This is a genomic window from Nitratireductor sp. B36, from assembly GCF_020833685.1.
In the GTDB taxonomy this organism is placed as follows: Bacteria; Pseudomonadota; Alphaproteobacteria; order Rhizobiales; family Rhizobiaceae; genus Nitratireductor.
In genome coordinates this window covers 520,725-541,036 of the sequence record NZ_JACKZY010000003.1, presented here as the reverse complement: position 1 = coordinate 541,036, position 20,312 = coordinate 520,725, and the positions used below count along the sequence as shown (strand labels likewise).

Sequence of the window (20,312 nt, the reverse complement as noted above, 5' to 3'; positions counted from 1 at the left end):
ACTACTCCAGGAAAACATCCACGCTGGCGGTTCGCCCAGCCGCGTCGATCACCGTCAGCGTCGAAGCACCACTGCCATCGGGCACCCAGCTTGCCCTGCGGCGGCGATAGGCCTCCGGCAGCGGCTCGCCATTGGCCAGCCAGCGAAACGGCGCGCGGCCGCCATTGATCTTGAGCGCCAGCGGCATGACCCGCGCGCCACGCGCAAGCCCCACATCGATGCGCGCACCCTGCGGCGGGAACACGATTTCCGGCGCGGGCTCCACCGGCGCGCCGGCCCGGAACCCGCCACCCGAGACGGAGAACCGCCGCATGGGAAACGGAAGATCGGACGCGGCAAGCCGGATCGCGCCTGCCGGCGCAGGCGGGAATGGAACGATGCCCACGCCCGAGCGCGAAAACGCCTCGAACAGAATGGGGGCGGCGGCGAGATAGCCGGTCAGCCCCGGCACCGAGCCGCCATCGGGCCGCCCGGCCCACACGCCCAGCACATGCCGCCCGTCATAGCCCACCGACCACGCATCGCGGTAGCCATAGGACGTGCCAGTCTTGTAGGCGATACCGAGGTGCGGCGCGTCTCTGGGCGGCGCGACACCGGACAGGATGTCTGCGACCTGCCAGACGGCCTGCGGCGTCAGAACGGAAGGAGGATGCGCGGCAATCTCTGCACCGTCCAGATAGTGCAGCGGGCGCACCCGCCCCCGATTGGCGAGCCCTCCATAAAGCTGCACCAACCCTTCCAGCGTCAGCCCCGCACCGCCAAGCCCGATGGCAAGACCGGGTGTTTCGCCGGGCGGCAGAGCGGGCGACACGCCAGCCTGCCGCATGCGCGCCACAAGCCGCACCGGCCCCACCGCATCAAGCAGCCGGATCGTCGGCACGTTGAGCGACATCTGCAAGGCCGTGCGCACCGAAACATCGCCCTGATAGGCCATATCGAAATTGCGCGGACGATAGCCCGAGAAATTGCCGGGCCGGTCTTCGATCATGGTTTCCTGCATCACCAGCCCCTCCTCGAAGGCAAGGCCATAGATGAAGGGTTTGAGCGTGGAGCCCGGCGAACGCTCTGCCACACTCATATCGATCCAGCCGGCGCGAGCGACGTTGAAGTACCCCGCCGATCCGACCCGCGCGAGCACCGCGCCGGTCTGCGCATCCGCAAGCACCATCGCCACGGAAACGCGTGGTCCGAGCTTTCGCGCGGCTTTGGCGGCAACGGCTTCCAGATTGGCCTGCGCGGACCGACTGATGGTCAGACGATGCACACGCTTTTCAGGCTCCTTCCGCACCACCGCATCGGCCAGATGCGCAGCATAGGCCGGCATGGGCAGACGCCGCCCGGCAAGCCTCGCCTCAGACGCGCGCGCGACCTCGCTTTCGATGATGACGCCAGCCCCCGCCATGCGCGCCAGCACGCGGTCGCGCGCGGCTTTTGCCATTTGCGGATGACGGTCGGGCCGGCGCGCCTCCGGCGATTGCGGCAGGGCGACCAGAAGAGCGGCCTCCTCCAGTCCCAGCTTGTGCGGCTCCTTGCCGAACCAGGCGAGGCTCGCCGCGCGCACCCCTTCAAGATTGCCGCCATAGGGCGCGAGCGTCAGATAGCGCTCCAGTATCTCCCGCTTGGAAAGCCTGCGCTCAATCTGCAGCGCCCGCGCGATCTGCCGGAACTTGGCGCTGAAGCTGCGCGCCGCGCGCGGCTCGGTGAGGCGGGCGAGCTGCATCGACAGTGTTGAACCACCCGAGACGATGCGCCCGTTCCGCAATAGCTGCAATGCGGCGCGGCCAAGCGCGCGCATGTCGACACCCGGATGCGACCAGAAGCGCTTGTCCTCATAGGCGACCAGCATCCTGAGAAACTGCGGGTCGAGCGTGTCGATATCCGCCGGCAGACGCCAGCGCCCGTCGGATGCCGCATAGGCCCGCAGCAGCGCGCCCTCACGGTCGAGCACCTCCACCGAAAGCGGGGCGGGATCGAGCGGCGGCGGATAGGCCGCGTCCAGCCGGTTGAGCGTCACCGCCCCACCGATGGCGAGCAGGGCCGCAAGGCCAGTGGCCATGGCGACCCGGCGCATATGTCGACGCGTTCTCATCGCCGCCGCCTACTGCCCCACGATCTCCATGAAGCCGGTGGCCGTGCGGGCGGAGAATTGCGGACGGTACATGTCTTCCACACTCGCCGCCGGATGCGTGTAGACGCCCGGCGTCACCGCACGCACCACATAGGCGAGCCTGAAATTGCCGCCCCCACTGCGGTCGAAGGCGGCGATGAAGCGGTCGTCGCGGAACTCGGTGTGAACCGCATCCGTCTGACCAAGCCACTCGAAATTCGCCAGATCCGCACTGCCAACAAGGCGCGGATTGTCGATCTCGAAGCCCGCCGGCAACAGGTCGGAGACCAGCACGCGTGAAGGCCAAGCGTTCTGTTCCATCATCTCCAGCACCACGACATAGCGCTCGTTCTGGCGTGCGTCGGAGACATTCGCCTCTTCACCGTCAAGCGTGTAGTAGCGCCGCTCGATGGTGAAGCCCTCCCCGCCCGCCGGCAAAGGCTGCTGCGGCGCGGCAACGACTGTCATCACCGCATCGACCGGTTCATCGCCCTGATTGGCCACCGTCAGCGGCGCAGCCTCGATCTCCAGTCCCGAAAGCCGCCGCGAGAATGCGCCCTGATGCGCATTGCCGTCCACGGTCAGGCTCAGATCGTCACTCGACTGGCTCAGCGCGCGGGCGGCAAGCAGCATCCACGCCTCGTCCTGCGTGCTCATGTGCTTTGTGTCACCGCGCACATCGGAGACAAGCTGCACCATCTGCGGCACCAGCGCCGGTTCGGGCCGGCTCTCTGCCGCCAGCGCCAGCATCGCCGCGCCGTCGCGCAGACGCGATCCGTAATCGGAGCGCGCCGTGTAGCGCCCGCTCATGCCCTGAGCGAGACGGAAGGCCGAGGCAAAGCCCCGTTCCGCGCGTTCCGCATCGCCATAGAGCGCGAGACCCGCGGCAAGCTGCGCGCGCGCCAGCGGCGTGGAGAACTCATCGAACCGCGTGTCGAGATAGTAGCGCAGATCGCCGGCGGAAGCCTTGCGGTTGCGCGCCAGCACATAGAGCGCATAGGCGATCTCGCTGCCGCGCGAGGAGACATCCGTGTCATAGGCGAGCGTGTTCTGCAGGTTCTGCAGCGCCTGGCCCATCGCCGCCTCGGGCACGGCAAAGCCCTGCTCGCCGGCGCGGGTGAGGAAGTCCGTCACATAGGCGTCAAGCCACAGATCGCCCGATCCCGGTCCCCAGAGACCGAAACCGCCAGACGAAGACTGGGCGGCAAGCACGCTTGTGATGGCGTCCTCGATGCGCCCCTTCAGCGCCGGATCGTCTTCCAGCCCCGCAGCCTTTGAAAGCTCGCTCACATAGAGCAGCGGCAGGGCGCGGCTCGTGGTCTGCTCCGTGCATCCATAAGGGTAGCGGTCGAGCGACATCAAAAGTGCCGGAATGTCGAACCCGTCGGCCCGCGAAATGTTGAGGCTCACCGACGCGTTCTCGGCGAAGCTCTCTTCCAGAAGCGCACCGTCCAGCGTGACACTACCGCCATTGGCCGCAAGCGTCACCACGCTGCGGGTGGCGACCGGCATCACGCCGGGCCGCACCGGCAGGGACACGCTTTTCTCAACGGCAAGCCCGCTCTCATGCGCAAGCGTCACCGTCAGCGCACCCTCGCCCGTCTCGTTGGTCGCCGAGATGGGCACGGAGAGCGTGGCCTTGCCGCCCACCTCAAGCGCCACCTTATCGGAGAGCGACCGCAGATCGGCGTCTACCGGCCCTTCTGCCATCACCGTGAGGCGATAGTCGCCGGCAGGACCATCCGTGTTGGCGATTTCAAGCAGCAGCCGCGCTTCATCGCCCGGAGCCAGGAAGCGCGGAAGGCTGGTGGTCAGCACAACGGGATCGCGGATGATCACATCCTGCTGCGCGCTGCCCACACCCTTCTTCGACCAGGCGACCGCCATGATGCGGGCCGTGCCGTTGAACTGCGGAATATCGAAGGAGACCGCTGCCTTCCCGTCATCATCCACCTTCACGATGCCGGAGAAGAAGGCGAGCAGCTTCTGTGTCGGCGCGCTGCCGGTCGCGGTCATGCCGCCGCCATCGCCACCGGTGCGCAACCGTCCCATCGCGCCGAGCGAACCATCGATCAGCCGCCCGTAAATGTCGCGCATCTCGATGCCCAACATACGCTGGCCGAAATACCAAGCGTCCGGCTGTGGCGGTTCGTAGCGGGTGAGGTTGAGAATACCCACATCGACCGCCGCAACAGTCACATAGGCTTCTTCGCCCGGTTCTAGCCCGCCAACGCTGACGGGGATGGAAAGACTCTCATCGGGGCGCGCCTGTTCCTCCACGCCGAGTTCAACCGAAAGATCGCGCGCACCCGGATCGACCTTGAGCCAGCGCACGCCGATGGCGCGCATGGGCAGGCGATTCTCGGCATCGTCGCCGGGGCGGAACAGCGTTGCGGTCACATAGGCCCCGGCGCCAAGTGCCTCGGTCACCGGAATGTCCACGGTCGCGCCGGCTTCCGGCACTTTTGCGGTGAAGGTTTCCAGGAGGCTCTCAGAGCCCACCGTCACCAGAACCTCGCCGGCAAAGCGTGGCGAAATCTTCAGCTTCGCCGTCTCGCCCACCGCATAGGCGTCACGGTCGAGCGCCACTTCCAGCCCGTCCGGCGTCTCTGTGGAACCTGCCTCCACATACCAGCCGGAATCGAACGCCGCGCTGGTGATCGGCCCGCCCGCATCCGGGCTTTGCACCTCGAGGCGATACCGCCCCCAGTCCACGGAAACGCTGATCTGCGGTTCGCTGTCGGCCTTCGCGTCCACCGTTCCCTCGCGCACGAGGCTCGTCGTGGTGATCGGCTCATAGTTCCAGGAACCGCCGTCGCGATACCACTGATAGTGCCGCTCCACCTTCAGCAGATTCCATTCCAGGCCGTCCATGGCGATGCGCTCGCCCTTCGGATCGACCGCGATCACGCGGAAGTTCGCCGTCGCTCCCTCGGCAACGCGCCCGCCGGTAAATTCCGGCTTCAGGCCGATCATCGCGCTTTCCGGCTCGACATCGATCTCCAGCGCGCGCTCCACTGCGCGGCCACCGGCCTCGCGCATGCGCACATTCACCTGCGCTTTTAGAAGACGCGTGGTCGAAGGCGCGCCATCCAGCGCCACCGGGAACTGCGCCTGCCCCTCCGCATCGGTCTCGGGCAGGCCGGGCAGCGAAACGCGCAGCGCCTCCACGTCTTCTTCATCATCGAGGCCGAAGACATAGCCGGGAAAGGCTTTCCATTCGCGCGTCGGCGCGACCGTCAGTTCGCCTTCGAGCGCAAGCCCCGCCGCCGGTGCGCCATAGAGATAGCGGCCATCGACGGTCACATCCGTCACACCGCCGACCGGCACGGTCTCATTCGCGCTCGCAAGCTCGAACTCGGTGCGGTCGGGCACGAAATCCTCGACCAGAAAATTCTTCTCGGCCAGCGCCGGCTTTTTCGGATCGGCATAAATGCCGAGCACCCAGGTGCCCCTCACCGCATTGTCCGGCAACTCAAGCGCCACCACATGACCGCCAAGCGCCGCGCCATCGGAAACGACGCGCCGATCCTCCACGCCGTCAGGACGGCGGAAGATGAAGGTCAGCGGCAGATCCTCCACCGCATCCGAAGCGGGATTTCGCGTGAGCGCGCTCGCATGCACCGTCTCACCGGCGCGATAGATGCCGCGCTCCGTCCACGCGAACACGTCGAGCGGTCCGGGCGAAGGACGCCCTGTCACGCCGCGATCCGAAAGATCGAAGCCCGCGCGCGTCATGTCAAGGAAGACGAAATCCTCAGTCCCATTTTCAGCGATGATCGCCGCCGGCGCCAGCCCGGCCGCGCCTCGCGCCAGACCGGGATCGAAGCGCGCATGGCCATCTCCATCGGTCTCCGCCTCGCCAAGCACCTCATTGTTGCGCGCCACCAGCCTAAGCTTCAGCCCCTCCAGCGGCTTCGCGCTCGCCAGCGAGCGCGCGAAGACCGAAAGCCCGTCCTCGCCGGCAAAAGTGGAAAGCCCGATATCGGAGACAAGGAACCACTGCGTGGCGCGGTTGTCCCAGCTTTGGCTGGTGTCGCCTTCCGGCACCGCCGTCATCATGTAGACGCCGGGCCTGCGCTCCGGCACCGCCTCATCGATGGGGATGCTGGTGACGACATCCTTGTTCAGTTCCGCCTTGATCTCAATGGTACCCTCGAAGACCGGCGCCCCCATGTCATCGCCAACTTCATTGGCCCCATATTCATTGAGCTGGCGCAGAAACTGCCCCTTGCTCAACAGCTGCGCCAGAGCGCGTTCACCGACGCGATAGACGGAGAGTTTCGCACTGTCGGCATTGACCGAAACGAACGGAATGCCCCGGCGCGCCGAGGACGGCAGCACGAAATTTTCGCCGGTAAAGCGCAGTGAAGGCGCACGGTCCCGCACGTAAATTTCCAGCGGCACCGGCTCGGCGATCACCTCGCCAATGGCCGCCGGCAGGCCCTGCCGGATGACGATGCGATACTGCTCGCCATGCTTCAGTCCGCTGACGCAAAGCTCTTTGTCGCTGCGATCGACGGCGAAGGAGCGCAGATTGTCGACGGTCACGAACTGGGCATAGTCGATGCCGCTCTTCACCAGCTCCTCGGAAAACTGCACGCAGGCGCGCGGCGTGGCGCTGTCGGAATCGACCGAATGATCGATCACCCGGAACCCCTTGCGGCGCTTGAGGTCGGCATAGGCCTCCTGCACATCGCGCGCGGTCCTGAGCGCCAGGCTCGCTTCATAGGCGCTGAGCGCGGGGCGGAACAGGTTGCGCCGCTCAAGAGCAGGCGCAAGCACAGCCAGCGCCTCGGCGCGGTCACCCGCACTGCGCGACAGATTATAGGCATTGATCGCGGCGCCGGTGCCGGCGCGCTGAAGCCGATACAGGTTCATGTCACCCACGGGCTGCGAGGCGGTCGCGGCACGCGCAAGTTCCAACCAAAGGCCCACATTCTGCGGCTCCATGAGGAGCGCGGTTGAAAACGCCTGCATGGCATTGAACGGATCACCATTTGCCAGCGCCTGCCCGCCCGCCGCACTCAATTGAACAAACCCTGCATTCTCGGGACGCACCGCGCGCAGTATCTCGGCGCGATACTCGCCAGCCTCGCGCTGGATGTGCTCGGGCACGAAGCGCAGCGCAGGCGGCGCTCCGATATCGGTTGCGTCTCCACCGGCCACAACCTTGCCGGCCACCGCGCCGTCAAACGCATTGAGGCGATTGAAGTCCGACTTCAGAAAGCACCATTCCGCGCTGGTGTTGTAGGTGAAGGCCCGGCACTGCGGATCGGCAAGGCACACCGCCTTGCACTGGTCGAGCGTCACATCCTTTTCGGTGCGCAGGTCGAAGCCGAAATAATCGGCATTCTCGCTGGTGACGATCCGGCGCGCATCCTGCGCGGCAGCCATGGCCCCAAATCCGAGAAGAAAAAGCAAAAACAGGGAGAGTCCGCGTGCCCCAAACATGGCAATCCTCCAGGCGCTGCCGATATCCTCCCACGATATTGGGGGAGCTTTGCAAAAGCCAGTCAACAGACCTGGAGAATTATCGCTTCCCTTATAGTCCCTTCGGATGGGTCATGAACTCTTCGATGATTTCCTCGGGCGGTTTCACGAAATCCGAGGTACGGCTGACGCCAAGGCCGGTCAACGCCCGCAACTTCACGGCCATTTCCGCCAGTTTCACGACGATCGGAATGCCGTTGATCACCGGCGCGCCATCCACCCGGTGCGCCTGCAATTGCGAGAATAAAAGCATGGGAATGCCGCCACCGGGGATCAGCACGTCGACACCGTCGCGCACCAATGGCCTTGCCTGTTCCTCGAACAGGGCGCGCACCGTCTCAAGCCGCTCGTCGGAGCCGAAGGCGGCAAGGATCTGCCCCGGCTCAAAATCCATAGCGTGAACGCCGGTCACCCGCTCTCTCAAACCGTATTTGCCGATCTGGTGATGAAACCAGGGAATGTAGCGGCGGTTGATGGTGACGATGCCCGAGCGCTGGCCAAGCTGGCAGGCATGCAGCATGGACGCCTCGCCCATGCCCAGCACAGGAATGTCGACCACCGATCGCGCCTCATAGAGGCCGGCATCCTGAAAATGGCCAATGATGAAGGCGTCATAGCCCTCGCGCTCTGCCCGCACCGCATTGCAGATCACCTCGCGCGCGCAGCGAAACTCCACAATGGCGTGGGCGTAGCTGTCATGCGGGGTAATGCCCTTGATGTCGATCTCAGTACCGGGATCGACAATCGCATCGAGATGCTTCCTCAGTTCGTCCCAGTAGCCCGCGCCGTTCTCGTAATCGACATAGCTTTGATACCAGATCTTCATGCGGTCAGCTCCTGATGAGGCCCGGCAGCCACAGGGCCAGTTGCGGGAAAAGCGCCAGCAAGACCACCAGCAAAAGCGTGCAGGCGATGTAGGGCAGCGCGGCCCGCGCCACCTGCCCGATGGTCGTGCCGGCCGGGCTCACCCCAACCATGACGAAGAGCAGAAGGCCGAAGGGCGGGGTCGCAAGGCTGAGCTCCAGCGCCAGAAGCATCACCACGCCGAACCATATCTGATCGAACCCGTAGAGTGCCACCAGCGGCATAAAGATCGGGAGCGTCAGCATCATGATCGAGAGCTGATCCATGAACATGCCGAGAAGCAGAAGCACCAGGAACATGATGGCAAGCACCACATAGGCGTTCAGCTCGAAACTGGTGGCAAACGCGATCAGCCCGGAGGACGCGCCGGAGAAGGCAAGGATCTGCGAAAAGGTCGTGGAGCCCACGATGATCATCAGCATCATGGCCGACACTTTCAGCGTGCCGGTGAGCGAGCGCACCACGGCCTCCCAGCTCAGCGTGCGATAGCAGGCCGCGAGCACCACCACCGACAGCGCGCCAAAGGCGGCGGATTCGGTCGGCGTCGCCCAGCCGAGCAGGATGAGCCCGACCACGGCAAAGACCACGATGCCCATCGGCAGCACGTCGACAGCAAGCGCCCGGGCGATCTCGGAGACGCTTGCCCGTTCCGCCGCATAGCCGGGTGCCGCCTCTGGATCGAGCGCGATCTGTATGCGGATCGTCGCAAGGAACATGAGCGCCAGCACAAGACCCGGAACCAGACCCGCGATCAGCAGAGCACCCACATCGATCCGCGCCAGCGATCCGAGCAGCACGGCCAGCGAGGATGGCGGAATGATCATGGCCAGACCGCCCGTCGCCAGGATCGGCCCCATGATCATGTGCGGCTTGTATCCGCGCTTGATCATATCGGGCATCAGCGTGGTGCCCAGCATCGCCGTGTTGGCCATGGAGGAGCCCGACAGGGTGGCGAAGATCGTGCCGCCGCCCACTGTCAGATAGGACAGCCGACCCTTAATCCCGCCAAAACACTTGTCGAGCGCATCGAACACGCGAATGGCAAGCCCCGTGTGAAACAGAAGCTCGCCCATGATGAGAAAGAGCGGCACCGGCACCAGCGCGAAACTCGTCACCGATGTGGTGGCATTGGCGACCAGCTGATCGATGCCGATCATGCCACCCATGAAAATGACAACACCGACGATGTTGATCGCCAGAAAGGCAATCGCCACCGGCATGCCGAAGAACATCAGCGCGAGCAGCCCGCCGATCATGAGGAGTGTGGCTTCATACCAGGCCATCAGTGCGCTCCCCCGCTACCCGTATAGGTTTCGCCCCGCACCAGCATGCGCAGGAACTCCAGCGCCATCAGGCCGAAGCCTACGGAAAGCATGGCGTAGAGAACCCAGGACGGGATGTTGATGGAGCGCATGTCGACCGCGCGCGACTGCACCATCTCCAGCCCCACCGCCGCCGAGCGCCAGCACAGGAGTGCAAGCGTCAGGATGGCGAGAAGCAGCACGACCCGCCCCGCCACCAGGCGTATCGTTTCCGGCAGCGCTCCCACGAATGAAGAGATCGCCACATGGCCATTGTTGCGCACCAGCCAGGGGGCGGCCGCCATGGTGGAGAAGAGCATCACATATTCAACGATGGCGCTGGTCGACTGGAACGGGCGAAACCCGGTGTTGCGCAAGACAACATCGACAATGATGGCGAGCGAAATGAAAACGAGACTGGCGGCGCCCAGCACGGCCAGCCCGGTGATGACCCGGTTGTAGAGACGTATCAGAAACATGGTGCGCGGCTTTTCAAAGCGAGTGTGGCGGGGAGCCGGTCAGCCCCCCGCCGGTGCGGGATCAGCGGTCGTAATACGCTTCGCGCAATGCGTCGTAATATTCCGATCCGGAATCCTTCATCCGCTTCCAGGCGCTGTCATAAGCCAGATCAAGAAACTTCGCCTCTGCCTCACCCTCGAGCGTGATCACTTCCATGCCGTTCTCGCGAACTGCCTTGTCGGTCTCCTCGATCACCTTCTGGAAGTTCTCATAGGATGTCTGCTCATATTCGGCGGCAGCATCGTTGATGATCTTCTTGGCCTCATCGCTCAGGCTGTCCCATTTCGCCGGGTTCACCACCACGGCGAGGTCGGTCTGGAAGAAGCCAGGATCGATGCGGTAGCGCAGGAACTTGTCCCAGGAGAGATCCTGAATGCCGACAATCGGCCAGCCCGAACCGTCGAACGTGCTGCGTTCCAGCCCGGTATAGACATCCGGCACCGGAACGGAGACCGGGATTGCGCCCAGCGCTTCAAAGAAAGAGTTGTAGATCGGCTGCGAGCGGATGCGCTGACCGTCGAGATCGATACCGCCATCCTCGGTCCGCTTTGGCTCGTTGATCGTGTAGATGTAGAATTTCACACCCGTGTCGAGGTGAGCCAAAAGGTTCACGCCGAGCTTCTTGGAAAAGGCTTCCTGCATGATGCCGAAGCCGCCATTCTCGCGCGCCTTCGCCGCCGTCACGGTCGAGCCGACCCAGGCATCCGCCTCCGGCATCGTGCCGAGATAGTAGGATGCAGGGCCATACTGCATGTCAACGACACCACGGCGCACGGCATCCACCTGCTGGTTCGGCGGAAACATTTCCGGCCCGCCCGCATAATTGATCTGGATGACGCCCTTGCCGCGCTCGTTCACGAGGTCGACAAAGCCCTTGAAGCTCTGCGAGAAGGCAAGCGACTGCGGGAAGGCGGAAATCGCCTTCAGCGTTTCTTCCGCACTGGCCTGTCCGGCAAAGGCGATGCTGGTCAGCGCCGTTGCAAGAAGGCCGTTTCGGATGGTCCTGGCGATCGATCTGGTCTTGGCTTGGTTCATTTCTTCGTCCTCTCTGGTTGTCCGGGCTTGTTCCACCCGGTTTTGGTTTCAACTGCTCCCTAAAGCTTTGGCGGCCGCACAAGCCCCGCATTGTCGAGCGCCTTCAGGAAGGCGGCCATGCGGCGCTGGCGATAGGCATCGACATCCATGTCGGAATAATCGAAGAAGCCGGAGCCGGTCTTCAGGCCGATACGCCCCTCCTCCATGTGGCGACTGATGATCTCCGGCGCTTGATAACGCTCGTCATCGAAAGCCCCGGCGAGATAGCGGCTTGCATAATAGAGAATGTCGCCGCCGCCCCAGTCGATGAATTCCAGAAGGCCGAGCACACCGAAGCGCAGGCCGAACCCATAGGTCACCGCCTTGTCGACATCCTCGGCGCTCGCAACGCCTTCCTCCACGATCCGCGCCGCCTCGTTCATGGCGAGCGCCTGAATGCGCGGCACGATGTAACCGGGCGAAGCCTTGCAGACGATCGGCACCTTGCCGATGCCTTCAAGATAGGCGCGCACGAAAGCGGTGGTCTCCGCAGCCGTCTCATCGGCAGGACTCAGTTCCACCAGCGGCATCAGGAAGGCCGGGTTCAGCCAGTGCGCATTGAGAAAGCGCTCGGGCGCAGAGGTGAAGCCCGCCAGTTCCGTCGACAGCATGGTCGAGGTGGTCGAGGCCAGAATGGCGTCGCCATCCGCATGGGCGTCGAACAGCGCAAACGCATCGCGCTTGGCGTCCGTCACCTCCGGCACGCCCTCGAACACGATCCGCGCGCCGGAAAGGCCCGCTGCCGCCTCGCCGCGCGGCACGATGCTCACCCGCTTCATGATCTGCGGAACGGCATCGACTTTGAAAGCACCGAGTGCTGCGATGGAGGCGAGCGCCGTGCGGATCTCGTCCAGCGCCTCGTCGCGCAGTTTTGCGAAGGCGTCGGCGTCACGCTCCTTGGCATCGATCAGCCGCACCTCGTGGCCGGCATAGGCGACGCATTGCGCAATGCCCCGCCCCATGCGACCGGCACCGATGCAGGCGATGGTCACATCGCTCGTCATCACAGCCCCTCGCGCAGCATCGTCTGCACCGCCTCGCGGCTTTCACCGGCAAGACCGATCTTTTCCATCGTGCGGCCCTCTGCGCGGAAATCGCGCTCGGCCACCGCACCGGCAATCGCCAGAAGGCCGGTCGCCACCGGACAGGGCACACCTGCCCATTCACCCACGGAAACCATGAAGGCGAGTCCCATGCCCACATCCTCCAGCATGTAGCGGTGCGATTTCAGGTCCAGCTTCTCGTGCCAGTCGCCGGAATCCACCAGCTTGTCATGGGCCAGATTGCCATACATCCAGTTGCTGGTCTCGTAGTGATCAGCGAGCGGGAAATGCGGCGCGCCATAGCCGAGCGCCTCGCGGATCGCCATGCGCTCATTGTCGAGCGCGGTGTGCGTGCGGCGGATGGAGGGCTGCGTCCCTTCATTGTGAATGTCCCAGCGATCGAAATGCTCGATGGGACCGGCATTCATGAGGATCAGCGGCGGGTGAATGATCGGGCCGGCATTCATCAGCGCGCCCGACAGCGCATCCTCGACCGGCTCGATGGAGGCCGGGAATACAGCTGCAATCGCCTTTATCGCATGATCCGTATGCCGCGCCGGCAGCACGCCCGTGGGCAGGCGCGAGGCCCGCGTCGTCACGCGCACTTCGAGCGGCCCCTGCTTGCGCGTCAGCCATGGCAGCGTGCCCGTTTCGGCAATCGCGATGTCGGCCTTCGAGCCCGCTTCGCGAATCCGCTTCATCATCAGGTAGGACCCGAACGTGCCCGGCGGCAGGTAGATCACCTGCCCGTCCTCCAGATGCGGGGCGAGCTTCGTGGCGATGTCCTCCTGCGCGAAGGCCGGCGTTGGCGCAACGATCAGCTCCGCTCCCTTGAGCGCTGCAGCAAGATCGTCGGTCGGCACGACCGCGATCTTCCGGCTGCCCTCGTGGTCGGTCAGGGTGATGCCGCCTGCCTTCTCGACATCGGCGAAACTGGCGCGGTCGCGCCGCCACCAGCGGACATCATGGCCCGCCTCGGCGAAATCCGCCGCAGCCGCATAAGACCCGTTGCCTCCGCCCAGAACCGCTACTTTCATTCCTGTACTCCCCTCATTGCCGCGCATTTTCTTGCGGATGGTTGTTCTATTTTTGAGCAGGCAAGACCGCCGTCGCCTCGATTTCCACGACAGCCTCCGGCTCCACGAGCCGTGTCACCTGAACGGTCGCCATGGCCGGAAAGCAGCGCCCGAAGACATCGCGATACGCCTTTCCGAGCCCTTTCGGGTCGGCGAGATAATCTTCAACATTGGTCACATACCAGGTGAGACGCGTCAGATGCTCCGGCCCCGCTCCAGCCGCCTCCAGCACATCGCGAATGTTGCGGAACGTCTGATGAGCCTGCGCGACAAAGCCTTTCGGAAAGCGCCCCTCCCGGTCCCACCCGACCAGGCCACCCGTATAGATGATGCCGCCATCCGTCTTGACCGCGTTGGCATAGCCCCTCGGCTGGGGCCAGCCCTCGGGGTGCACCGTCTCATGCAGCAGAGTGCGTTCGGAGTTTTCCGTCATGAAAGGCTTGCCTCCAGTTCTGCCGGCGCTGACGAAGCCCTGCCCGCAGCGTCATCCCCTCCCCGGCAAATTGCGTGTATGTCCTTCAGCGCCGCCTTCAGGCGCGCTGCGTCGGTGGCGCCCAGGCGCGAAACGATCGACATTTCATGCTCTCTCGCCTTCTTCACCAAGCCTGTTCCGAGCACCCGCCCGGCTGCGGTCAGATAGACGCGCACACGCCGCCGGTCGCGCTCATCGCTGCGGCGTTTGACAAGCCCTTTCGTCGCCATCTGGTCGACGATCTTGGTCAGGTGCGATTGTTCCATCAACGCAAGCTGAGCGAGCTGCGTCACCATCTGGCCATCCTCGTCGCAGAGGCAGGCCAGGATGCGCCATTCGGGCACACGCAGCCCCTGCTCGCGCACATGGGCGTGAAAATCGGCACTGGCTGCGTCGCTGGCGGCGGCAAGCAGATAGAGCAGATAGTCGCCCACGAATCCCGCATCCCGGTCGATCTCTATGTCGATCTCTATTCTGTCGTCTTCACTCGCCATCATATCGTCCGGTCACATCGAATTGGGGATCAGAAGCGCCATCGCCGGCAGCGCGATCAGAAGCGCAAGCCGCACCACATCCATCGCCACAAAGGGCAGGATACCGGCGAAAATGCGCTCCAGCGGAATGTCGGGCGCCACCGTGCGCATGACGAAGACATTCATGCCAATGGGTGGCGTGATGAAGCTCAGCTCGGTGGCGATCACCACGAAGATGCCGAACCAGATCGGATCGAAGCCAAGCCCGGTGACGATCGGAAACAGGATCGGCACGGTGAGCGTGATCATCGAGATGCTTTCAAGCAGGCAGCCCAGCACCAGATAGATCAGCACGATCATGAAGATCACCGGATACGGGCCGACGCCGAAAGCGTTGATCCAGTTGCGCAGATCGCCCGTCAGGCCGGAGAAGTTCACATAGTTCAGGAAGTACAGCGCCCCGAACAGAATGAAGAACATCACCGCCGTGGTCTTTGCCGTGTCGAACAGCGTGGAAAGCGTGGCGCGCAAGGTCAGCCGTCCGCGCATGAAGGTGAGAAGAAAGGCCCCGCCCGCGCCCATGCCCGCCGCTTCCGTCGCCGTGAACACGCCGAGATAGATACCGCCCAGAACGAACACGAAAAGCGCCAGCGCCCAGACCACACCGCGCAAAGCGCGAATGCGGTCGATCAGTGGCAGCTTGGGCTGCGTTTCCAGATGCTCTGAATAGACCACCAGCGACAGACGCACGGCGATCATGTACCCGATTACGCCGATCACCCCCGGCAACAGGCCGGCCAGAAACAGTTTGCCGATGTTCTGCTGCGTGAGAATGCCGTAGATAACGAGGATCACCGACGGCGGGATGAGAATGCCGAGCGTGCCGCCCGCAGCGATGGAAGAGGCGGCCAGCCGGTCGGAATAGCCATATTTGCGCATCGCCGGCAGCGAGATGCGGGCCATGGTCGCCGTGGTGGCGAGCGACGAGCCGCACACCGACGAGAACCCGCCGCAGGCGACGATGGTCGCCATGGCAAGCCCGCCCTTGCGGTGGCGCAGCCAGGCATTGGCCGCCGCGTAGAGGTCACCCGCCACGCCCGACTGAACCACGAGATTGCCCATCAGAAGGAACAGCGGCACGACGGAGAGCGTATAGCTCCTGCCACTGTCGAAAAAGACCTGCCCGAGCATGGCCAGCGCCGGGTGCCAGCCTATGATCGAGACAACGCCGATCAGCCCCACCGCCGTCATCGCAAAGGCGATGGGCACGCCCGCGAAGATGAGCGCCAGAAGCAGCGCCATTCCGATTGGCCACGCCATCAAACGCCCCCGCCATCGCTTTTAGGCAGGCGCAGCACCGCCATGACAAATGTAACCACCGCACAGACACCGGTGATGACTGCCGTCGCCTTGGCGAACGGCCCGAGCGGCGCACGCAGATAAACCGTCACCTCATTGTAGCTGTCGAGCTGGGCCCCATGGTTCCAGAGCTGCCAGGAAACGAGCCCCAGCACCACGGCAACCACAAGCCGGGCGAGATTGAGCTGAATTCTCTCAGCAACGCCCTTGAGCCCGGCCGTGAGCAGATCGACGCTCACATGCCCGTCATCCAGGCACACCGCCGGCAGCCCCACAAACACGATCGCCATCAGGAGGATTTCGGTATATTCCGCGGCACCCGGCAGCGGCGACGACAGGAGATAGCGGCCGATCACATCGACCACCGTCACCAGCGTCAGCGCCACCAGAAACGCGCCGCAAAGCACGGCGGTCGCCAGTCTTAGCCACCGCCGAGCCCGCATTGCGATCCGCTCGGAGGAGGCGGCCATTATTCAGCCGCCACCGCTTTGATTTCGTCCTTGAGCTTGCCCATCACGACGTCGAAATCGAGTCCCTTGGCCTCATAGGCCTTGGCCAGATCGTCAAACATGGGCTGCGTCTTCTCACGCAGCGTCGCAAGCTCTTCTTCGGTCGCATCGTGGAAGTCGACGGTCGAGCCGATCACTTCCATGCCGGCTGCATCCGCCGCATCCCAGGCCTGCCCCGCCATACGCGAGAACGCCTCACCGGAAACCTCTTCGATGGCCGCCTTGTCCTCATCCGACAGGCTGTCGAACTTCGCCTTGTTCATTACGAAGAAGAACGAGACATTGTAGAGACCGCCGGGCACACGCAGCGCCTTGTCGACCAGTGTTTCGAGCTTGAAGAAGGGCACGGATTCGACCGGGAAGAAAATACCGTCGGCGATGCCGCCCGACAGGATTTCATAAGACTGCGGCGACGGCGCCTGGATCGACACCATGTCCATCGCTTCGGCAAGCTTGTTGGTGATGTTGCCCGCAACGCGGATCTTGGCACCGGAAAGGTCCGACAGCGGCGAAACCGGCTTTCCCTTGGTGAACAGCAGCCCCGGCCCATGCCCGAACACGCCCAGCACCTTGGTGCCGCGATGCTCTTCGGCCTGCGCCAGATCGCTCTCGAACACACGCCAGAAGGCCACCGAAAGGCTCTCGGACGTATCGGCGAGGAACGGCATTTCTGCGATTTCCGTCAGGGTGAAACGCCCCGGCGTATAGCCATGCACGCCGAATGTCAGGTCCACGGCGCCATTGGCGGCAAGATCGAAATGTGCCGGCGGCGGCCCGAGCGGCGCGTCGAGAATCTGCACCTCGATGCGGCCGTCGCTGGCCTCTTTCAGCTTCTCCGCCCACGGGATCATCATGTCCCGGACGATCGGATGAGATGGCGGCAGCCAGTTCGACATGCGCAGAACTGTCTCCTGCGCCATCGCGCCGAAGCTCATGACAGTCGTCAGAATAGATGCAGTTACAAATGTTTTTAGCATGCGCGTCATTGTCTTTTCTCCATGACGGCCTCCTCCTGCGCATGAGGCTTCCATAAGTTTTCATGCTCTTCAAGCTTAAAAAGATGAAATTTCACTTTTTTAGGTTTGAAGCTTGACAGGGAAAAATATGCGAATTCATATTAATCGCAAAGCGTGGCCACTGCTCACAACCAACAAGAAGATTTGGAAGGGCCGTCGCAGGAGGAGAGATCGCCAATGAGCGAGTTGAAGCTCAAGGTACGCAAATCCGAGGCACTCACACCGCAGATCCGGGCGCTCGAACTGGAGGCGGTCGATGGCGGCCCGTTGCCGGGTTTTTCAGCCGGCGCACATATCCGTGTCACGCTGCCTGATGGCTCAGACCGGCACTATTCCCTCGTCAATGCCAGTACCGAAGCAGGTGCCACCGACACGCCCTCCACCTATCGCCTCGGCGTGCGCCTCGAAGAGGACAGCAAGGGCGGCTCGCGTTTCATGCATGGGCTGAAGGAGGGCGACATCATCGAAACCTCCGCCCCGCGCAACGACTTTGCACTGGTCGATGCACAAGCGCCTGTCCTTCTCATCGCCGGCGGCATCGGCGTCACGCCGCTCATCTCCATGGCTGCCGAACTCAAGGCGAAGGACCGCCCTTTCTCGTTTCACTATGCGGGCCGTTCGCGCACTCTGCTGGCCTTTGTCGATGTGCTGGAAGCCATCGAAACCAATGCCCTCACCATCCATTGCGACGACGAGCCCGAGACCTGCATTGACCTCAAGGCGCTGATCGGCAAGGCGCCTGCCGAAGGCCACATTTATGTGTGCGGCCCGCGCGGCATGATCGAGGCGGTGCGCGAAATCGCCCATGCCCGTGGCATCGCCAAGGATCACGTGCATTTCGAGCTGTTCGAGGCGCATGAAGCCGAAGCGGGCGACAAGCCCTTCGAGGTCGAGATCAGCTCCACGGGTCAGGTCTTCACCATCCCGCCGGGCAAGTCCATCATCGAAGTGCTCGAGGAGGAAGGCGTCGACCTGATCTATGATTGCCAGCGCGGCGATTGCGGCATCTGCCAGACAACGGTCCTGTCCGGCATTCCCGACCACCGCGATGTCATCCTCACCGACGATGAACGCGCGGCAAATGACGTCATGCAGATCTGCGTGTCACGCGCAAAATCCGACCGGCTCGTCCTCGACCTCTAGGAGACCGACTGGACGGCGGCCAGCAAGGGAGCAGCAAGCCATGAGCCGTTACGCGAACAACCCCCAGGCGATCAGAAATCTGATCCGGCCCACGGAAGTCCACCGCGACGTCTATATCGATCAGGAAGTGTTCGAGCTGGAGATGAAACATCTCTTCGCCAACACCTGGGTCTTTGTCGGCCATGAGAGCCAGACGCCCAACAAGGGCGATTATTTCACCACCGAGATCGGCACGCAGCCGGTGATCATGGTGCGCCACTCCGACAACGAGATCTATGTCCTGCACAATCGCTGCCCGCACAAGGGCACGAAGATCGCCATCGACCGGACGGGCAACACGGGCAAGTTCTTTCGCTGCCCCTACCATGCATGGTCGTTCAAGACGAATGGCTGCCTGCTGGCGATCCCGTTGCGCAAGGGCTACAAGGACACCGGCCTCGAAGAAAGCGAATCCGTTCATGGCATGGCCCCGGTCGGTGCGGTAAAAAACTATCGCGGCTTCATCTTCGCCCGCCTCAACAAGGAAGGCCCGGACTTCGAAAGCTTCTTCGGAGAATCGCTGAGCTCCTTCGACAATATGGTCGACCGCTCGCCCGAGGGCCGTCTGGAAGTGGCCGGCCCGCCGCTGCGCTACATGCATCGCTGCAACTGGAAGATGCTGGTCGAGAACCAGACCGACACCTGCCATCCCATGGTCGCGCATGAAAGCTCCGCCGGCACGGCCATCGACCTGTGGGAGAAGATGGACAAGCCCGAAGGCACGAAAAAGCCCATGGCCATGGAGGTGATCGCCCCCTTCATGAGCCCCTATGAGTTCTTCGAGAACATGGGCATCCGCACCTGGCCGAACGGCCACGGCCACACCGGCGTGCATCACTCGATCCACTCCGACTATTCAGCGATTCCCGGCTATTACGAGCAGATGGTCGAGGCCTATGGCGAGGAGCGCGCAAAGGCGATCCTCGGCGAAAACCGGCACAACACGGTCTATTTCCCCAACATCATGATCAAAGGGCCGATCCAGCAATTGCGGCTGTTCACCCCCATCGCCGCCGACAAGACGCTTGTCGAAAGCTATATCTACCGGCTGGTGGGCGCGCCCGACATGCTTCTGGAGCGCACCGCCATGTACAACCGCATGATCAACGCGCCCACCTCCATGGTCGGCCATGACGATCTGGAAATGTATGAGCGCGCGCAGGAGGGCCTGCATTCCGACGGGCTGGAATGGGTCAATGTCCAGCGCCTTTACCAGGAAGGCGAGAATTTCGACGAGATCGCCGTCGAAAACGGCACCACCGAGCGCCAGATGCGCAACCAGTTCCACGCGTGGGAAAAATACATGACGATGACGATGGAAGGAGACGCGTAATGAAGGCTCCCACCCGCGACGACCTGATCGACTTCGTCTATGAAGAAGCCCGCATGCTGGACGATGGGCGCTTTGACGAATGGCTCGATCTGTGGACTCACGACAGCTATTACTGGATGCCGCTCGACTACAATCAGGAAGACGCCAAGCACGTCACCTCGCTGCTGCATGAAGATGCCTTCATGCGCAAATTGCGCGTCGAGCGCTTCAAGGGCGAGCGCACCTTCTCCCAGAAGCCAAAAACCCGCTGCCACCACGTTCTGAACCGCCCCTTCATCGACCATATGGACGAGGAGAAGGGTGAGTATGTCACCCACACGGCGTTTCACTATGTGGAGACGCGGCTCGACGACCAGATCCTGCTCGCCGCCACGGCACGCCACGAGCTGAAACTCATCGACGGAAAGCTGAAGATCACCCACAAGCGTGTCGATCTGCTCAATTCCGATGCCGCCTTCGGCAATATCCAGATGTTCCTTTGAAAGCGCGCA

Annotated in this window: 16 protein-coding genes; 3 read left to right on the top strand and 13 right to left on the bottom strand. The window is 63.2% G+C overall.

Annotated features, from left to right (window positions below; genetic code table 11):
* Window position 1 precedes the first annotated feature (1 nt).
* From pbpC to H7H48_RS14275, 13 genes are all read right to left on the bottom strand, one after another.
* Entirely contained in the window at window positions 2–2,071 is a 2,070-nt protein-coding gene (pbpC, locus tag H7H48_RS14335) for a penicillin-binding protein 1C (protein WP_370633403.1), read from the bottom strand.
* Between the two features lie 27 nt (window positions 2,072–2,098).
* Complete coding sequence (locus H7H48_RS14330) at window positions 2,099–7,561, bottom strand: alpha-2-macroglobulin family protein (protein ID WP_229449730.1); 5,463 nt, start codon at window positions 7,559–7,561, stop codon at window positions 2,099–2,101.
* 91 nt (window positions 7,562–7,652) lie between these two features.
* Entirely contained in the window at window positions 7,653–8,426 is a 774-nt protein-coding gene (locus H7H48_RS14325) for an aspartate/glutamate racemase family protein (RefSeq protein WP_065817008.1), read from the bottom strand.
* 4 nt (window positions 8,427–8,430) lie between these two features.
* Complete coding sequence (locus H7H48_RS14320) at window positions 8,431–9,747, bottom strand: TRAP transporter large permease (RefSeq protein ID WP_229449729.1); 1,317 nt, start codon at window positions 9,745–9,747, stop codon at window positions 8,431–8,433.
* Window positions 9,747–10,244 carry a TRAP transporter small permease gene (locus H7H48_RS14315; RefSeq protein WP_229449728.1) on the bottom strand — a complete coding sequence of 166 codons (498 nt, stop codon included), beginning with the start codon at window positions 10,242–10,244 and terminating at the stop codon, window positions 9,747–9,749. Before H7H48_RS14315 ends, H7H48_RS14320 begins: the two co-directional genes overlap by 1 nt.
* A gap of 61 nt (window positions 10,245–10,305) precedes the next feature.
* On the bottom strand, window positions 10,306–11,319 hold the full coding sequence (gene dctP, locus H7H48_RS14310) for a TRAP transporter substrate-binding protein DctP (protein ID WP_229449727.1): 1,014 nt from the start codon (window positions 11,317–11,319) through the stop codon (window positions 10,306–10,308).
* A gap of 59 nt (window positions 11,320–11,378) precedes the next feature.
* Window positions 11,379–12,362 carry a 3-hydroxybutyryl-CoA dehydrogenase gene (locus tag H7H48_RS14305; protein WP_229449726.1) on the bottom strand — a complete coding sequence of 328 codons (984 nt, stop codon included), beginning with the start codon at window positions 12,360–12,362 and terminating at the stop codon, window positions 11,379–11,381.
* Window positions 12,362–13,438: an NAD/NADP octopine/nopaline dehydrogenase family protein gene (locus H7H48_RS14300; protein WP_229449725.1), complete on the bottom strand. Its 1,077-nt coding sequence runs from the start codon at window positions 13,436–13,438 to the stop codon at window positions 12,362–12,364. The genes H7H48_RS14305 and H7H48_RS14300 overlap by 1 nt, the downstream gene beginning before the upstream one ends.
* Before the next feature lie 46 nt (window positions 13,439–13,484).
* Window positions 13,485–13,910, bottom strand: coding sequence for a RidA family protein (locus H7H48_RS14295; protein ID WP_229449724.1), 426 nt, complete (start codon window positions 13,908–13,910; stop codon window positions 13,485–13,487).
* Complete coding sequence (locus tag H7H48_RS14290) at window positions 13,907–14,443, bottom strand: MarR family winged helix-turn-helix transcriptional regulator (RefSeq protein WP_229449723.1); 537 nt, start codon at window positions 14,441–14,443, stop codon at window positions 13,907–13,909. Before H7H48_RS14290 ends, H7H48_RS14295 begins: the two co-directional genes overlap by 4 nt.
* A 12-nt stretch (window positions 14,444–14,455) precedes the next feature.
* On the bottom strand, window positions 14,456–15,742 hold the full coding sequence (locus tag H7H48_RS14285; RefSeq protein WP_229449722.1) for a TRAP transporter large permease: 1,287 nt from the start codon (window positions 15,740–15,742) through the stop codon (window positions 14,456–14,458).
* Window positions 15,742–16,251: a TRAP transporter small permease gene (locus H7H48_RS14280; RefSeq protein WP_229449721.1), complete on the bottom strand. Its 510-nt coding sequence runs from the start codon at window positions 16,249–16,251 to the stop codon at window positions 15,742–15,744. The genes H7H48_RS14285 and H7H48_RS14280 overlap by 1 nt, the downstream gene beginning before the upstream one ends.
* On the bottom strand, window positions 16,251–17,276 hold the full coding sequence (locus H7H48_RS14275; protein ID WP_229449720.1) for a TRAP transporter substrate-binding protein: 1,026 nt from the start codon (window positions 17,274–17,276) through the stop codon (window positions 16,251–16,253). Before H7H48_RS14275 ends, H7H48_RS14280 begins: the two co-directional genes overlap by 1 nt.
* A gap of 207 nt (window positions 17,277–17,483) precedes the next feature.
* On the opposite strand from H7H48_RS14275, the gene H7H48_RS14270 reads away from it, so the two are divergent.
* From H7H48_RS14270 to H7H48_RS14260, 3 genes are read left to right on the top strand one after another with little or no spacing between them, the layout of a single operon-like run.
* Window positions 17,484–18,449, top strand: coding sequence for a PDR/VanB family oxidoreductase (locus H7H48_RS14270; protein ID WP_229449719.1), 966 nt, complete (start codon window positions 17,484–17,486; stop codon window positions 18,447–18,449).
* A gap of 40 nt (window positions 18,450–18,489) precedes the next feature.
* Entirely contained in the window at window positions 18,490–19,821 is a 1,332-nt protein-coding gene (locus H7H48_RS14265; RefSeq protein ID WP_229449718.1) for an aromatic ring-hydroxylating dioxygenase subunit alpha, read from the top strand.
* Entirely contained in the window at window positions 19,821–20,303 is a 483-nt protein-coding gene (locus tag H7H48_RS14260; RefSeq protein ID WP_229449717.1) for an aromatic-ring-hydroxylating dioxygenase subunit beta, read from the top strand. Before H7H48_RS14265 ends, H7H48_RS14260 begins: the two co-directional genes overlap by 1 nt.
* The last annotated feature ends 9 nt before the right edge of the window (window positions 20,304–20,312 follow it).

What these genes read in the sequence shown, in the direction of transcription:
- H7H48_RS14315 (WP_229449728.1), bottom strand. Translation starts at nt 10,244, where the DNA reads ATGTTTCTGATACGTCTCTACAACCGGGTCATCACCGGGCTGGCCGTG.
- H7H48_RS14325 (WP_065817008.1), bottom strand. Translation starts at nt 8,426, where the DNA reads ATGAAGATCTGGTATCAAAGCTATGTCGATTACGAGAACGGCGCGGGC.
- H7H48_RS14275 (WP_229449720.1), bottom strand. Translation starts at nt 17,276, where the DNA reads ATGACGCGCATGCTAAAAACATTTGTAACTGCATCTATTCTGACGACT.
- H7H48_RS14265 (WP_229449718.1), top strand. Translation starts at nt 18,490, where the DNA reads ATGAGCCGTTACGCGAACAACCCCCAGGCGATCAGAAATCTGATCCGG.
- H7H48_RS14300 (WP_229449725.1), bottom strand. Translation starts at nt 13,438, where the DNA reads ATGAAAGTAGCGGTTCTGGGCGGAGGCAACGGGTCTTATGCGGCTGCG.
- H7H48_RS14290 (WP_229449723.1), bottom strand. Translation starts at nt 14,443, where the DNA reads ATGGCGAGTGAAGACGACAGAATAGAGATCGACATAGAGATCGACCGG.
- pbpC (WP_370633403.1), bottom strand. Translation starts at nt 2,071, where the DNA reads ATGCGCCGGGTCGCCATGGCCACTGGCCTTGCGGCCCTGCTCGCCATC.
- H7H48_RS14270 (WP_229449719.1), top strand. Translation starts at nt 17,484, where the DNA reads ATGAGCGAGTTGAAGCTCAAGGTACGCAAATCCGAGGCACTCACACCG.
- H7H48_RS14305 (WP_229449726.1), bottom strand. Translation starts at nt 12,362, where the DNA reads ATGACGAGCGATGTGACCATCGCCTGCATCGGTGCCGGTCGCATGGGG.
- H7H48_RS14280 (WP_229449721.1), bottom strand. Translation starts at nt 16,251, where the DNA reads ATGGCCGCCTCCTCCGAGCGGATCGCAATGCGGGCTCGGCGGTGGCTA.
- H7H48_RS14260 (WP_229449717.1), top strand. Translation starts at nt 19,821, where the DNA reads ATGAAGGCTCCCACCCGCGACGACCTGATCGACTTCGTCTATGAAGAA.
- dctP (WP_229449727.1), bottom strand. Translation starts at nt 11,319, where the DNA reads ATGAACCAAGCCAAGACCAGATCGATCGCCAGGACCATCCGAAACGGC.
- H7H48_RS14295 (WP_229449724.1), bottom strand. Translation starts at nt 13,910, where the DNA reads ATGACGGAAAACTCCGAACGCACTCTGCTGCATGAGACGGTGCACCCC.
- H7H48_RS14320 (WP_229449729.1), bottom strand. Translation starts at nt 9,747, where the DNA reads ATGGCCTGGTATGAAGCCACACTCCTCATGATCGGCGGGCTGCTCGCG.
- H7H48_RS14285 (WP_229449722.1), bottom strand. Translation starts at nt 15,742, where the DNA reads ATGGCGTGGCCAATCGGAATGGCGCTGCTTCTGGCGCTCATCTTCGCG.
- H7H48_RS14330 (WP_229449730.1), bottom strand. Translation starts at nt 7,561, where the DNA reads ATGTTTGGGGCACGCGGACTCTCCCTGTTTTTGCTTTTTCTTCTCGGA.